Source organism: Bacillus sp. S3, assembly GCF_005154805.1.
Classification (GTDB): domain Bacteria; phylum Bacillota; class Bacilli; order Bacillales; family Cytobacillaceae; genus Neobacillus.
The window spans coordinates 3044932-3060139 of sequence record NZ_CP039727.1 but is presented as its reverse complement, the minus strand read 5'-3'; the positions used below and the strand labels follow the sequence as shown (position 1 = coordinate 3060139).

Here is a 15208-nt window from a genome sequence, read left to right as displayed (position 1 = left end):
TTATGTGTAGATAAATATTGAAAGCTAGAAACCAAATATAGAACTGACGAAATTCTTCTTTTTTCGCTTTATTTTGCTTTGATCCATACTGATCGATTGGTCGAAACGTTGAGGTGCTGTCAACTCGTTTATCTGTTTTTGCAGTTTTTCCAGTTGTAATGTGACTATTTTTACTTGATCTTGCAATTCTTCTATTTCTTGGCGATGTTGAAGGAGTTGATAGGAAGCAACTGAATCTGCCTTTGCATTCAAACTCACTTCTAATTCGCTCACTTTCGCTGCTAATTTATCAATTGCTTTGTCATTTTCAACTGTTTTTACACCCCCTCTGCGCACACTTCTTTTCTCACTCACGGGAGTTATTTCATGCAGCAATGTTCCGTTTTGCAGTTGTTCATGAATTTCTTTTAACAGATTAATATCATCGCTGCTAAAGTGATAATGTCCACGCTCATTTTTTTCCATCGGCAGAGCGAGCTGCTTTACCCAGCGCTGAACCGTACTTGCAGATACTCCTAATAATTTTGCTACTTCACTTGTATTCATGTCGAATCCCCCTAATGTTAAAATGACCCAAAACCATGAGTGACGTTATATTAGTAAAACACACAAGAATTAAAGGAGCATTTCATTAAAGGAATTATGACCAGAATTTCCACCATTTCTTTTCTCTTGCCGCAGCTACATCTCGAAAACTGGTCAACATTTGCTGGAATGCTAATTCTCGTTGTGTAACTTCATGGCGGTATTGATTGCGCTCTTCAACAAAGAATTCACGGTCCTTTGAAATGGTTTCTGATAAGCTGGATATTTCACTGTTTGTTAGATCAACATAGTGAGATAATTCATTAGATGTTTCCGATAACTGCTTTGAAAGTGAAAAGATTTCTTCAGAGGTCTCAAGTGAAGCGGCTGTCATATTTTTGGCAAGGTATTGCAAGGAGTCAGCCGTAGTCTCTGAAGCTTTTTCAATGGTATTCGATAACTCAAGTATTTCTGCTTTTGTATTTGCAGTTGATTTATAGACGGAGTCTGAAATGGATTTCACTGTATAATACGTACCCTTTGTTATTTCTTTTTTCACTTCTTCTAAAACTTCCTTGCGAACCACACTGCGAATTTCATCCTTGATTTCATTTAAGAACGTTTTTTTATAGGTTTCCATTGCTTCGAAAAAAAGCTCGGTGTTTTTAAGGGCGCTTTCTTCTACGGGGACAGGTATCATATCTTTTTCGGAGATAATTTCTAAGGTGACCTCGGATGCAGGTGTGCTTTCTTTTACTTCAGGGTTCTGTACTTTTTGCAACCATTGTCTGATTGCATCTTTACTGATTTTTTTTTCGGCCATTTGTTTTATTTCTAACAATTGGTCAATCTCCAAATCTGAATAAATTCGGGCTCCTTGTTTTGAACGGGGAATATCAAGATAATCCACAAAGTCCTTTTCCCACTGACGTACAATTGATGGGGTAACATTTATTTTTTTGGACACTTCTTTTAAAGTATAGGTCTTCAAACACTATCATTCCTTTCTATCTCTCGGAAATATTTCTTCTAGCATAGGTATTCACCATCGGGTAGCTGTTTTTCCTGCTGTATGACAAAAGCTATCAAAACAAGACGTAAATCACGAAATAGCAACATATTTTTCGCGCTATCAGCCGCTATAAAAAAAGTGCAGTCAATTTCCGCTGAAATTGACTGCACTTTTTTATCACTTTATTCAACTAAACCGAGTTTTTTCAACCCATTATATATACCAGAGTCAGTTACATCAGTCGTTTTATGCTTGGCATATTGGAAAATATCAGGGTGTCCGTTCCCCATGGCAAAGCTTTCGCCAACAATTTGCAGCATTTCCTTATCGTTCATGCCATCTCCAAAGGCAATCGAGCTTTCCCTCGGAATGCCAAGACGCTCTAAAACCATTTGAACCCCAATACCTTTATTCACTCTATCCCTTATGACATCATAGCAATGGCGCATTCCATCAACATTGACTTGGGATAAATGAATGCTGCCTTCACTTTCGTATAGAGCTAGTTCATCATTTTTCAAATTGACTAAAGTCATCCCTAATATATCAACATTCAACTCTGGAGAATAAACTTCATTTTTAGTTAAATGAAACATTTTCATGAATTCTGGTATCCCTGGTGCATCGAAATCTGTTATTAAGTTCTGTTGATTCGAAAAAAGCACTACTTCATGATTGTGCTCAGCTGCGGTCTTCATAAATTGTTTAACTAATATAGAGTCCATTGGTTCCAGAAAAATGTCTTCCCCATTATAGATTGCATATGCTCCGTTATAACCAATATATGAACGAATGTTTAATTCCTTTGCTATCTCATCAATTTCATGAAGAGGTCTTCCTGTGGCTAAAAAAACTTCCAATCCTTTCGCTTGAACCTGAGAAATAGCCGTTTTGGTCGATTCTTCAATCGTATCATCCTCAGATAAGATGGTGCCGTCAATATCTAGAAATAAAACGTTGTAATCCGTCATGCAGAATCTCCTTTTTCTATTATTATGACTAGTTTACCACGTTTGCGTTTAATAATATAAAAAAAGCAACTCCAATTAAATGAAGTGAGGTAATTTGATGAAAAAGGTTTTATCTCTATTCTTATTTATTCTCTTGCTGACTCTTGGGGAAAAGGTGTCTGCGGTGGGGAATGTACCAATCTTAGTTTATCACTCCATTGCAGAATATACTGGTCATGGATCTAAAGAGCTTTATGTAACACCAGAAAACTTTGAAAAGCAAATCATCTTTTTAAGAGATCATGGTTATACGTTATTAACATTTGAGCAATGGCAGGATCGCAATAAGGTAGAGAAACCAATCTTTATTACCTTTGATGATGGCTATAAAAATAATCTAAATGCTTTTGCCGTTTTTCAAAAGCTTCATACAAAGTATTTTAAGCCCGCAGGTACCATCTTTGTCATTTCGGATTTTATTGGCCGCACTAACCGACTTTCGTCTGTGGATCTAAAACGGATGACAGACTCCGGTTTAATCTCAATTCAATCACATACTGCGACACACCCAGATTTAACGAAATCAACCAATTTAACATACGAACTAAAGTATGCAAAGGAAAAGATCCAGCAAATTACTGGTAAACCAGTTATCGCTCTATCATATCCATATGGAAACACGAATGAAAAGGTAATTACAGATACCAAAAAGTATTATCTATACGGTCTTACAACTACTCCAGGGCCCTTTTCATCTTCTGGAGTGAAAAATGAGTTGTATCTCCTTCCTAGAACCTATATTAAATATTCAACCACAATCAAGGAGTTTGCAAAAGCAGTAAGGATTGAATAAATAACAATATTTCAGGCGGAAGTGAATATGCTCATTGAGAGGGGGGATCTGGATGGCAAATAAGCTGCGTGTGTGGGAAGAGCATTTATTTTGGCTGGAAATATTGCAGGATCATGCTAATTTTGTCCGCGATCATTTGTCTGTTGAACAAATACAGGAAATTGAAATAGCTAAAAGGTTTATACAGTCGTTTGACACTTTGCTCAATCATCTTTGGCAATTGGATCCAGTATTCGATGTTTCATCGAGTGAAATGACTGGATTCGCTAATCAGTCGTATTCGGTTGCTTATGACTATTTCCGTTTTGAAGGGAATGTGCAGAATTTAAGACTTAAAAATCAGATTAACATAAATTTATCGCCGACGTATTTCAATGGAACCTTAAGTGAAAATCAAGAATATTTACGGTTACTATCTTATTATGTAAACGGTCAGCGTCCTGCACCTCTAAGGCTTGATCAATTATTGGATTTATGGTTAGAGGACCAATTGGGGCATATAATTTTATTAAGGAATTTAATAGATCCGATAGAATTAGCAGTAGACAGGCAAACAGATGTGTACGCACAAAGATTTCAGATGTTTATCCTGCAAAATCATCATATAAAGGGATTTTTACGATTTACTGAACAGGGTTTCCCACGGCAGAAAGAACTGGCACTAGAAGTCGGCAAGACTGTCATTGAAATGAATCAGTATATACGTTCTATTGTTGAAAAGTACAGAGGAGAGAGACTATTAAATAAGACTACTTTAAGGTTCTTGGAACATCACTTTCCAGAAACCTGTTATTTTATAAAAAAATTATCAGAATTTGCACCCGAACTTCACTCAGAGGGTGCTCATTGTTCTTTAAGGAAACCGTCCTTTAGTTAGAATGGAGAGATTGTGCCATACTCAATTGGGGAGGCACAGTTTTTTCATCAAGGGAATGATAAAAATCTGTAAACTGTTCGAAACCTCAATGTAATCAATCATCGTTATAATAGTGTAAATATGAACTAGACTCTAGTAGGGCGGGTGTTTTATTTGGAAGAAACAATGGTAAAATCGTATTTACAGAAATCATTAGATGATTGGAAGGATGATATTTCACTAGTCCTGACTGAAATTGCCAATGAATATGATGAAGTGGCACAGGAATTGAAGGTATATTCTTATAAATATGGAATTACCAAACAGGTCATTCAATCAACAGTAAACGAGGAAATTATCGAAAAAATTCGTGAAATGTACCATAAACCATTTGAAGAAAGCTATAACCAATTGAAGGAATATATAAAGGACCTCGAGGAAAAGAGAAGAGTGTTTCAAATGTTTATTCAAAAAATTGACGAGGTAACAAAGAAGGAATCTGCTCGGATTACTACATATTAAGTCTCTACAACCCTATTCATGTTATGATGGGGTTATTTTTTATCTAGGCGGTTGAAACGGCACTAAAGTGTCCTGCATATAGTGAATAACAGGACTAATGCTGTGAGGTGTGGCATACATGATCATTGCCAATATTGGAAGTAAAACCTTTCGAATCCCCGATCACCTCGAGGACTATTTTCAAACGTTTCGCTCACATGTGATTGGGATGAACCAAGAATTTGAGTCTCCCTATGGAAAAAAGAATATTATTTATGCGGACTGGACGGCAAGCGGGCGTTTATATCGGCCGATTGAGCAAAAGATTTCTGAAGTGTTTGGGCCCTTTATGGCCAATACCCATACAGAATCAAATATCACTAGTTTAATGATGACCGGAATTTATAAGCAATCTAAAACCATTATTAAAGAACATGTAAATGCAGATCCTTATGATGTTGTAATCCTTGATGGATTTGGAATGACATCCGTGATCAACAAGCTGCAACGCATGTTAGGAATCCGTGTCCCTGAACAATGGAAGGATCAAATCGTGCTGTCCGAGGATGAAAGACCAGTGGTTTTTTTGACACATATGGAACACCATTCGAATCAAACATCCTGGTTAGAGACATTGGGGGATGTAGTGTTAATTAAACCTGATTCAGAAGGTAGAGTGGATGTTCAGCATCTTGAACAACTGTTGATTTTGTATAAGAATCGACGCTTGAAAATTGGTTCATTCACAGCCTGTTCAAATGTTACCGGGATTCTAACCCCTTATCATCAACTCGCAAAACTGATGCATCAGCATGGAGGTCTTTGTTTTGTTGATTTTGCCGCTTCCGCACCATATGTAAAAATAAATATGCACCCTAAAGATCCGCTTGAAAAACTCGATGGAGTCCTTTTCTCCCCACATAAGTTCTTAGGGGGGCCAGGAACGAGTGGAGTTTTGGTTTTTGATTCAAGAATTTATAAGAATAAAATTCCTGACCACCCTGGCGGCGGAACAGTAACATGGACAAATCCTTGGGGTGAGCATCAATATTATGAAGCAATTGAATTACGTGAAGATGGAGGCACACCGGGAATACTTCAAGCCATTCGGACGGCCCTTTGCTTAAATCTAAAAGACCAAATGGGCGTGGAGAATATATTAAAAAGGGAGAAGGAACTGCTTAACCTGTTATTCTCAAACTTAGAGGGCGTTCCAGGTGTCCATATATTAAGCGGGCAAATAAAGAATCGTCTTGGAATCGTCTCGCTTATAATCGATAACATCCATTACAATTTAATTGTTCGTTTGCTGAATGATCGATTTGGTATACAGGTAAGAGGAGGGTGTTCCTGCGCAGGGACATACGGGCATTATCTGTTTCAAATTGATAAAAAGACTTCTAAACTGATCACTGAAAAAATAAACCAAGGTGATATGTCGGTTAAACCGGGGTGGGTACGGTTCTCGATCCACCCTATTATGACAAATGAGGAAATCCTTTTGTTTGTAAAGGCAATCAAGGAGATTATTGTAAATATCGACGATTGGAAAAAGGACTACGTATATGATTCGGCAAGTAATGATTATTTCTATATTGATCACATTCGCGAAGATATGTCGCCATTATTCCGGATGGAATGAATGGGTAAGCTATGAAGGAAAGAGGCATCCCCATATTAAATGGAGCGGCCTCTTTTATAATAATATATTATTCTGCTTTAGCTGCTTGGATTTGTAGGTTGATTTTGACTTTGTCTCCGACAAGGACACCTCCGGTTTCAAGGGCTGCATTCCAGACTAAACCATAGTCTGAACGATTCACAGTACCTGTAGCACTGAAGCCAGCCTTCTCATTTCCCCATGGATCTTTTCCCTGACCCTCAAAAGTAACGAAGAAGGTTTCTTGTTTTGTCAATCCGCGAAGGGTTAAATCACCGGTAACATTGTATTCACCTTCATCTGTTTTTTCGATGCTAGTCGATTTGAAGGTCATATTTGGATGATTTTCTACATCAAAGAAATCCGTAGATACTAAGTGAGCATCACGGTCTTTACTACGGGTATCCACACTTGCTGTTTCTACGGAAAATTCAATACTTGCTGTTGTTAAATCAGCTGGATCCGCTTCAATTGAAGCGTTAAAGCTATTGAAGGTACCTTTTACGTTTGCAATCATCATGTGACGAACAGAAAAATCTACACTGCTGTGTGCAGGATCTAAAGCCCATTTAGTTTTTGCCATTGTTCATTTCTCCTCCATTTTGTTTTGAAGTGATTTATCTTGAATTTAAAATAACTAATTTCAAAATAAATTATATGTTGATTGCTACTATATTGTCAATTGTTTTTTATTAATTTTTTTCGCACTTTTTCCAATACTATTAAAATAAGCTTAGTTGAGATGGCCAGTATTCGTGTGGATCATAAAGTGGAAGAGAAGAGGAGAGTAAAAAGGAATAAAAAAAAAGCCTATAATCAGCCTTTACATTTTGAAATATTTTCTTGAAAAGGTATAAGAATCATGATAAAATGACATTTGGAATAAAAAGTTATATTATAGGTGATTACAAATAACCTATTATAACATTAACACAATAAAAATCGGTTGTCAAGCAATTGGATCTATATTTTATCTGGAGAGTGGTTAAATGAGCGATTTACAAAACAAAGACTGGCATATAGAACAGGAACGGGTCAGTTCAGTTGTAGAGGAAATTGATCAAAAAGTGAAAAATTTAGAGCAAAATACTGGTAAGGTTCGCTCAGATGTTCTCGAAATTCGCAAGACCTTTTGGGAAGATGTAACCGTAAATTTAGATGAGCCGGATGATATGATCGAAACAGCAGCAAGTATAAAGCAGCAGGCTGAAATGCTGTCCGAACGTGAGCGGACACATAAACAATTGGATCAACATCTAAAAACTCTCGCCAGATTAAAAGATTCCCCTTATTTTGGACGGATTGATTTTTTTGAAAAAGGTGAAAAAGCACCCGATCAAGTTTATTTAGGGATTACATCATTGATGGATAAACACGATGAAACCTTCTTAATCTATGATTGGCGCGCACCCATTTCGAGCCTATATTATGACTATTCTCCAGGGCTCGCACAATACCATACGCCTGAAGGAACAATCGAAGGGGAAATGACATTAAAGCGCCAGTTTATTATCCGAAATGCAGAAATTAAAGGAATGTTTGATACAGGGATAACCATAGGGGATGAAATGCTGCAAGAGGTTCTTGGGAACAATGCAAGCACGCAAATGAAAAGTATTGTTGCCACGATTCAGCGGGAACAGAATGAAATTATTCGGAACGAGCGCAGTAAAGTCCTCCTCGTCCAAGGGGCAGCAGGAAGCGGTAAAACCTCCGCGGCTCTGCAGCGTGTTGCCTACCTAATGTATCGGTATCGAGGGACATTAAATGCAGAAAATATCATGCTATTCTCACCGAACCCCCTTTTTAACAGTTACGTTGCTACCGTGTTACCAGAGCTTGGTGAAGAAAATATGCAGCAATCCACTTTCCAGGAATACTTACATCAAAGGTTTGGAAATTCGTTTGAGGTAGAGGATCCATTCGTACAAATAGAGTATTTGCTCAGTGGCAAAGAGGATAAAGGTTATCAGACAAGAGTAGAAGGAATTTGTTTCAAATCAAGCCTGGAATTTAAAAACATCATTGATCGATATGCAGCCCAATTATCCAGCCACGGTTTAATTTTTATGGATTTATTCTTTAGAGGAGATGTACTCATTTCGAAAAAGGAGATTCATAATTATTTTTATTCTCTTGAAAAAAGTTATTCGATTCCAAATAGGGTTCAGCTCGTCAAGGAATGGTTACTAAAAGAATTAAGACGTGCCGTCAAACGGGAGCGTTCTAGGAGCTGGGTGGAGGAGGAAATCCAATTTCTTGAAAAAGAAGATTATATGGAGGTATTCAAAAGACTACAAGAGAAAGATCGCTTCTCTGATAATACATTCGATGATTTTGAGCGGGAACAAAAGCTCCTTGCAGAAATGGTCGTGAAGGAAAAGTTTAGGCCCTTATTTGCAAGAGTAAAGAAGTTGAAATTTGTTGACGCCACTCAAATCTATCTGCAATTATTTTCACAAGCGGTGAGGTCAAATGAATCTCTTCCCCAAAACTGGGCGGACATTTGCACACATACAATAGAGAATATAACCAACATGATTATTCCGTATGAGGATGCGACACCATATGTATACCTCCAGGATTTAATTGAAGGCCGGAAATCAAACACTGGGATTCGCCATATATTCATTGATGAAGCGCAGGATTATTCTCCATTCCAATTCGCATTTATCCAAGGGCTTTTCCCTTATAGTAAAATGACGCTGCTTGGTGACTTCAATCAGGCAATCTTTTCCGGTGCGACGGGTTCAGAGACAGTTCTTACTGATTTGAACAATAGTGATGAGGAAGTAGAAGCCTTTGTATTAACAAAGACATATCGTTCCACAAGGGAAATTGTTGAATTTACAAGTGGTTTGATTGAAGGCGGCGAAAAAATAGTCCCTTTTAACCGCAGAGGCACAAAGCCGACAATAGAAGAAATAGGAAAAGAAAACGTAAATAACGCTATTCTTTCAAAAATGAAGGAATTTAACGATGAAGGACATCGCACAATCGCCGTGATCTGCAGGACTGCTGGAGAAAGTAAGGCCGTTTATAAAGCTCTTAAAAATGAAATTCCCCTTCATTTAATTGAAAAAGGGACAATTTCCTATGAGAAGGGAAATCTTGTGATTCCCTCTTATTTGGCAAAAGGAATCGAATTTGATGCTGTTATTCTGTATGATTGTTCTCAATATAAGAGGGAAAGTGAACGGAAATTATTCTATACAGTTTGCACACGTGCGATGCATGAGTTGTATATGCTTACAACAGACGGAATTAGTCCGCTCATGGCATCTGTCTCCCGAGATACTTATGATTTAATCTAAACTGGCACATAAAAGGCTGTAGAATTATATGCAATTCTACAGCTTATTCTTTTGAAATCTTACTTTTTCCATTGTTTTTGTACTTGTTCAAAGGCAAGGCGTAATATTTCATCATCGGAGGTTTCACGACTAGTAATGACATTTGTTAAATAGCATTTTCCTTCAAAAGTTATTGTTACTTCCACTTGTACCATAAAAATCACCTTTCCTTATTATAAGATTAGTTGTATAAAAAAAACTTCCAAAAGGAAGCTTTAAACCTCGAGAGCCATAAATTCTTCAGCAAATAGCTGTACTTGGTTTTTATCTATTTTGTTCTTTTTTAGTAAAGATTCAGCAATCACTAGATGGGCATGAATGGAACTATTTCTTTTTAAATCCCGAATGGATACATCGCCATTCAATAATTGAATAGCCTTTTCTCTGATGTCTTGATTCTTAGAAGACTTGTACAACAAATAGGCAATACAAGTAACTTTGTCCACAAAGTAACCTCCTATCTAGAATCGATTCGTTATTAAAATATAAATTCGACCATAAGCTAACTTTTTCCTGCTAATTTTCTGAAAATTTTAGAAAAACAAACATCTAATTAACTTCTATTTTACTTATCTAGATATTTTGTTGAATATTGCTTCTTTGATATAATATAAAAGCTGAACCTTTTACATATGATTTAGGAGGAAAACCAATGAAGCAGACCTTAATTAAGGACTTATACAGAAATACGGAAAGTTATATTGAGCAAAAGGTACAATTGTCTGGATGGATTCGGACGATTCGTGATTCCAAAACCTTTGGGTTCATTGAATTGAATGATGGCAGCTTTTTTAAAGGGGTACAAATTGTATTTGATGAAGAACTGGAGAACTTCAAGGAAATTGCTAAGCTTCCGATTAGTTCTTCTATTAAAGTAGTTGGGGATTTTGTTCATACTCCCCAAGCAAAGCAGCCATTTGAAATTAAAGCAACGGACATTGTCGTTGAGGGAATATCAAATGTGGATTATCCATTACAAAAGAAAAAGCATTCCTTCGAATATTTAAGAACGATCGCACATTTACGCCCAAGGACCAATACATTTTCAGCTGTATTCCGGGTAAGATCCCTAGCGTCATATGCAATACATAAATTTTTCCAAGAAAAAGGATTTGTTTATGTGCACTCTCCAATCATCACAGGCAGTGATACCGAAGGGGCAGGGGAAATGTTCCGGGTCACCACCCTCGATATGGACAATTTGCCAAAAAATGAAGAGGGTAAAGCAGATTTAAGCCAGGACTTTTTTAGTAAAGAAACGAATCTGACTGTAAGTGGACAGCTTTCAGCTGAGTCATTTGCGTTAGCATTCCGGAATGTTTATACTTTTGGACCAACATTTAGAGCTGAGAATTCGAATACAGCCCGCCATGCAGCTGAATTTTGGATGATTGAACCGGAGCTTGCATTTGCAGAGCTTCCAGATATAATGGATTTAGGCGAGGAAATGGTGAAATATGTAATTGGGTACGTTCTCGAACATGCTCCTGAGGAAATGAATTTCTTTAACAGTTTTATTGAAAAGGGCTTGTTAGACCGTTTAAATAGTGCACATTCAGCAAATTTTGGCCGCGTGACGTATACGGAAGCAATCAATTTGTTAGTTGAATCAGGTGAAAACTTTGCCTATCCTGTAGAATGGGGTGTTGACCTGCAGACAGAACATGAACGATATTTATGCGAAAAGGTCTTTAAACGCCCGGTATTTGTTACTGATTATCCAAAAGAAATTAAAGCCTTCTATATGCGTTTAAATGAAGATAACAAAACAGTGGCTGCAATGGATTTACTTGTTCCGGGAATCGGTGAACTAATCGGCGGCAGCCAGCGTGAAGAACGGGAAGAAGTATTGGCCGGAAAAATTAACGAGCTTGGCATGAATGAGGAAGATTATTGGTGGTATTTGGAATTAAGAAAATATGGCGGAACAAAACACTCAGGCTATGGGATTGGTTTTGAACGTTTAATCATGTACCTAACAGGAATGTCTAACATTAGAGATGTTATCCCATTCCCAAGAACACCTGGTAATGCGGAGTTTTAAATTATTTAAAAGGAGACCGAATGGGTCTCCTTTTGTGTTGTGTTTTATTAAAGATTTTGTAATTCTTCTTCGAAAAAAAAGGTTCCTGGGTGCTCTTTAACGATATAAGAATATCTTTTCATATTTTTTACATACTGCCATTTTAAAATCGTGACAGTCTCACCCGTTTCTTTAATGTTTACAGTTTGACCATTATTATAGCGGTTATTTGAGTTTTTCAAATCTAACACCCCTTTACTATTCCTTTTAAGTATACCACAAAGTCATTACACTTTATTTCAAATGGAAGACGCTTGCAGTAAATGAAAAGAAGAAAGTCAGGCACCTTTCAATAATAAACCAACTATGGTATACTTTACAAAAGCGAGGTGTCATTTTGACAAATTATAAAGCAAAAAAAAGTAACCTCAAAGATTTATTAACTAAAAACGGTATGGATTTGGAATGCCTGGAAAGAAGTACAAACATTCCCAGAAGTCAACTTAACGACTACATATCAAAGAAGGTAATGAATCTAAATTCTGCGATGACAATCTCCAAAGAATTGAATTGCCAGATTGAAGATTTATATGTTTGGACATCTGATGAGACATAGTGTAGTTTCTTCATACATGAACGAAAAACAGACTCGTTATCGAGTCTGTTTTTTTTTATGAGTAATTTAGTTCGATAAGTCACATTTTTCTAAAGGAATGACCTTTGTTTTTTTGGTGAATTTGTATCCAAGCCATAAAACAAGGAAAAGAGGTATCCCAATGTAAGAAACTAATACACCATTCCAGTCGATATGGTCACCCATAAAGGCTGAATAATTTTGTCCTAAAACAACAAATCCGCAGACAGCAAAGGCGAAAATCGGTCCAAATGGAAAGAGTTTTGATTTAAATGGCAGCAAGCTTAAATCCTTGCCTTGCGCAACATATGATTTACGGAAACGATAGTGGCAAACGGCAATTCCAAGCCAAGCAATAAATCCTGACATACCAGAAGCATTTAAAAGCCAAACATAAACGGTACCATCACCAAAGAATGATGCAAGGAACGCTAATGTTCCTACTAATGTTGTAGCAATTAAGGCATTGACTGGAACGCCTCTTTTATTTAGTTTGCCTAAGAATTTTGGCGCTTTTCCTTGGCGCGCTAAATCCCAGAGCATCCGTGTCGAAGCATACATGCCTGAATTTCCGGCAGATAATACGGCTGTTAAAATGACGGCATTCATGACAGATGCTGCGAAAGCAATTCCTGCTTTTTGAAATACAAGTGTGAATGGGCTGACGGAAACATCACCATTGGCCAAGTTTCCATTTGTATATGGAATCAGAAGTCCGATCACTAATATAGCTAGCACATAAAATAAAAGAATCCGCCAAAATACAGATTTTACAGCACGAGGAATTGCCTTTTCGGGATTATCGGTTTCCCCGGCTGCGACACCTAGTAGTTCGGTTCCTTGGAAAGAAAATCCAGCGGCCATAAAAATTCCCAGCATGGCCATAAACCCGCCGTGGAATGGCGCATCACCAACTGTAAAGTTTTTAAATCCAATCGCATGATCGCCCATAATACCAAATATCATTAACGTGCCAGTTATGATAAAAATAACAACTGTCACTACTTTAATAAGAGAAAACCAATACTCTGCCTCGCCAAACCCTTTTACAGACAGATAATTTAATAGAAACATAATCACTAAAAAGGTACTGCTCCAAATAATTGATGGCGTATTTGGGAACCAGAATTTCATGATCATTGTAACAGCAGCTAATTCAGCAGCAATGGTGATTGCCCAGTTATACCAGTAATTCCAACCGAGTGCAAAACCGAAAGCTGGATCAACAAATTTTGTTGCATATGTGCTAAAGCTTCCGGCAACGGGCATATAGGCACCCATCTCAGCTAAGCTTTGCATTAAAAAGTATACCATGACCCCGATGACAAGATAGGAAAGGAGCGCCCCGCCAGGTCCGGCAGAATGAATGGCACCGCCGCTTGCAAGGAATAGGCCGGTACCTATCGTTCCTCCTAAAGAAATCATTGTAAGGTGACGTGATTTTAAGCTGCGTTTTAGCTCAATCGTTTCCTGTTTGTTTGTGCGTTCATCTGAATAAACCTGTTCTTCTAATTGTCTAGCTGTTTGCATATTTATGACTCCTTTTTCTGTTTGTTTTTCGAGAAGGAGTTTGGAATAAAAAATGCCATCGAAGCAGAATCGATGGCATTGTCAATACCCCGCATCATACCTTCCGAAAGATAGCTCAACACGCACAGCTGGTAGGGCTATACGTGACAGTTCTGTTCCTATTCGGAGACAGCCCCAGCATGCAATTCCAGAGATGAATACACGCTTCGGCAGCTTTTCCTTTCAAACGGAGTCATTGGAGTCTCATCACCTCGTCCGCCATACTAATAAAAACCGCGACCTCTACCTCATCGGTTTGATGAGGATTTATACTATGAAGTTAATATATTTATATAGTATAAATATTATTTATAAAAAGTCAAATGGAAAAATTTCCAGATAATTTTTTATTATTGTAAAAAACTATTTAATTTACTTCATAACGGAGAATCGGTAATATTCATTAAAAGAACAAGTGGCAGGAGATGAATAGGTTGCAGTTTCTTGGTTTAATACTCGGGTCCCTCATAATTGTGACAGGTTTTAATCTCTTTTTAATCCCTCATCAAGTGTTAAGCAGCGGATTAAGCGGTATTTCTATGTTATTTGGCATGATCACTCCAATTAATACGGGAGTAGCTAATTTTCTGTTAAATCTTCCATTATTAATTATCGGATATAAAATGCTTGGAAAAAGGTTTATCATGAATACGATATTATCTGTCATCATTATTTCATTTGGTCTATATTTGGTCCCTGTATATGAGGTTGCTAAAGACACCATATTATCATCGATTTTTGGAGGAGCCTTAACAGGTATTGGCGTGGGAATCGTGTTCCGCTGTTCCGGTTCGACTGGGGGATTTGATATTATCGGAATGATTGTGTCACGGAAAAGAGACTTTCCGATTGGCACCTTGCTTTCAGGAATGAATGCAGTAGTCATTCTCATTAGCGGCTTTATATTTAATTGGGATGTAGCACTTAATACTTTAGTATCCATTTTTGTAACAGGTAAAGTAGTGGATGCTATTTATACCGATCACGCAAAGTTAACAATCATGATAATTACTGAAAAAGGCCAAGAAATGCGAAGGCACTTGCTCACTAACTTGTACAGAGGATTGACTATAATGGATGGTGTTGGCGGCTATTCTAATGACCATCGAAATGTATTATTTACCATTATTTCAAGGTATGAGTTAAATGAGGTGAAACATCTAATAACTGAAATCGATCCTGCGGCTTTTGTCAATATAACTGAAACCATTGAAGTAATGGGACTATTTCACAGACCCAGCCCGCATTAACAAAAATAACCCCTGAATTTGG

Annotated in this window: 16 protein-coding genes and 1 riboswitch; of the genes, 8 read left to right on the top strand and 8 right to left on the bottom strand. The window is 37.4% G+C overall.

Annotated features, from left to right (window positions below; translation table 11 throughout):
• Positions 1 to 24 precede the first annotated feature (24 nt).
• The 3 genes from FAY30_RS14665 to FAY30_RS14655 form a co-directional block, all read right to left on the bottom strand.
• Positions 25 to 546, bottom strand: a complete 522-nt coding sequence (locus FAY30_RS14665) for a MerR family transcriptional regulator (protein ID WP_149870563.1) — start codon at positions 544 to 546, stop codon at positions 25 to 27.
• 94 nt (positions 547 to 640) lie between these two features.
• The gene (locus FAY30_RS14660; protein WP_149870562.1) at positions 641 to 1516 is read right to left on the bottom strand and encodes a MerR family transcriptional regulator; all 876 of its coding nucleotides are present in this window, start codon (positions 1514 to 1516) and stop codon (positions 641 to 643) included.
• A 203-nt stretch (positions 1517 to 1719) separates the two neighbouring features.
• Positions 1720 to 2508, bottom strand: coding sequence for an HAD family hydrolase (locus tag FAY30_RS14655; RefSeq protein WP_149870561.1), 789 nt, complete (start codon positions 2506 to 2508; stop codon positions 1720 to 1722).
• A gap of 97 nt (positions 2509 to 2605) precedes the next feature.
• Here FAY30_RS14655 and FAY30_RS14650 point away from each other — a divergent pair, with 97 nt between their 5' ends.
• The 4 genes from FAY30_RS14650 to FAY30_RS14635 all read left to right on the top strand — a co-directional run bounded on the left by FAY30_RS14650 (position 2606) and on the right by FAY30_RS14635 (position 6339).
• Positions 2606 to 3340 (top strand): polysaccharide deacetylase family protein, encoded by a 735-nt coding sequence (locus tag FAY30_RS14650; RefSeq protein ID WP_149870560.1) that lies wholly within the window; start codon positions 2606 to 2608, stop codon positions 3338 to 3340.
• A 52-nt stretch (positions 3341 to 3392) separates the two neighbouring features.
• Positions 3393 to 4217, top strand: coding sequence for a DUF2935 domain-containing protein (locus FAY30_RS14645; protein WP_149870559.1), 825 nt, complete (start codon positions 3393 to 3395; stop codon positions 4215 to 4217).
• Between the two features lie 165 nt (positions 4218 to 4382).
• Positions 4383 to 4718, top strand: coding sequence for a hypothetical protein (locus FAY30_RS14640; protein ID WP_411675495.1), 336 nt, complete (start codon positions 4383 to 4385; stop codon positions 4716 to 4718).
• Positions 4719 to 4836: 118 nt separating this feature from the next.
• Complete coding sequence (locus tag FAY30_RS14635; RefSeq protein WP_149870557.1) at positions 4837 to 6339, top strand: aminotransferase class V-fold PLP-dependent enzyme; 1503 nt, start codon at positions 4837 to 4839, stop codon at positions 6337 to 6339.
• Positions 6340 to 6406: 67 nt separating this feature from the next.
• On the opposite strand, the gene FAY30_RS14630 is transcribed toward FAY30_RS14635, so the two are convergent.
• Entirely contained in the window at positions 6407 to 6940 is a 534-nt protein-coding gene (locus FAY30_RS14630) for a YceI family protein (protein WP_149870556.1), read from the bottom strand.
• 406 nt (positions 6941 to 7346) lie between these two features.
• Here FAY30_RS14630 and helD point away from each other — a divergent pair, with 406 nt between their 5' ends.
• On the top strand, positions 7347 to 9671 hold the full coding sequence (gene helD / locus FAY30_RS14625; RefSeq protein WP_149870555.1) for an RNA polymerase recycling motor HelD: 2325 nt from the start codon (positions 7347 to 7349) through the stop codon (positions 9669 to 9671).
• A gap of 59 nt (positions 9672 to 9730) precedes the next feature.
• On the opposite strand, the gene FAY30_RS14620 is transcribed toward helD, so the two are convergent.
• Both FAY30_RS14620 and FAY30_RS14615 read right to left on the bottom strand, forming a co-directional pair.
• Complete coding sequence (locus FAY30_RS14620; protein WP_149870554.1) at positions 9731 to 9865, bottom strand: BA3454 family stress response protein; 135 nt, start codon at positions 9863 to 9865, stop codon at positions 9731 to 9733.
• Between the two features lie 60 nt (positions 9866 to 9925).
• Entirely contained in the window at positions 9926 to 10156 is a 231-nt protein-coding gene (locus tag FAY30_RS14615; protein WP_149870553.1) for a hypothetical protein, read from the bottom strand.
• A gap of 206 nt (positions 10157 to 10362) precedes the next feature.
• Here FAY30_RS14615 and asnS point away from each other — a divergent pair, with 206 nt between their 5' ends.
• Positions 10363 to 11754 carry an asparagine--tRNA ligase gene (asnS, locus tag FAY30_RS14610; RefSeq protein ID WP_149870552.1) on the top strand — a complete coding sequence of 464 codons (1392 nt, stop codon included), beginning with the start codon at positions 10363 to 10365 and terminating at the stop codon, positions 11752 to 11754.
• Positions 11755 to 11801: 47 nt separating this feature from the next.
• On the opposite strand, the gene FAY30_RS27215 is transcribed toward asnS, so the two are convergent.
• A complete protein-coding gene (locus FAY30_RS27215; protein WP_190284656.1) occupies positions 11802 to 11975 on the bottom strand; it encodes a hypothetical protein in 174 nt (57 codons plus the stop codon).
• A gap of 155 nt (positions 11976 to 12130) precedes the next feature.
• Here FAY30_RS27215 and FAY30_RS28080 point away from each other — a divergent pair, with 155 nt between their 5' ends.
• Positions 12131 to 12349, top strand: a complete 219-nt coding sequence (locus FAY30_RS28080; protein WP_149870551.1) for a helix-turn-helix domain-containing protein — start codon at positions 12131 to 12133, stop codon at positions 12347 to 12349.
• 66 nt (positions 12350 to 12415) lie between these two features.
• Here FAY30_RS28080 and FAY30_RS14600 read toward each other — a convergent pair whose 3' ends face one another.
• Positions 12416 to 13897 carry an amino acid permease gene (locus tag FAY30_RS14600; RefSeq protein ID WP_149870550.1) on the bottom strand — a complete coding sequence of 494 codons (1482 nt, stop codon included), beginning with the start codon at positions 13895 to 13897 and terminating at the stop codon, positions 12416 to 12418.
• Between the two features lie 103 nt (positions 13898 to 14000).
• A riboswitch (Lysine riboswitch) is annotated at positions 14001 to 14190 on the bottom strand.
• A 180-nt stretch (positions 14191 to 14370) separates the two neighbouring features.
• Between FAY30_RS14600 and FAY30_RS14595 the strand changes: the two genes are divergently transcribed.
• Positions 14371 to 15186, top strand: coding sequence for a YitT family protein (locus FAY30_RS14595; protein ID WP_411675455.1), 816 nt, complete (start codon positions 14371 to 14373; stop codon positions 15184 to 15186).
• The last annotated feature ends 22 nt before the right edge of the window (positions 15187 to 15208 follow it).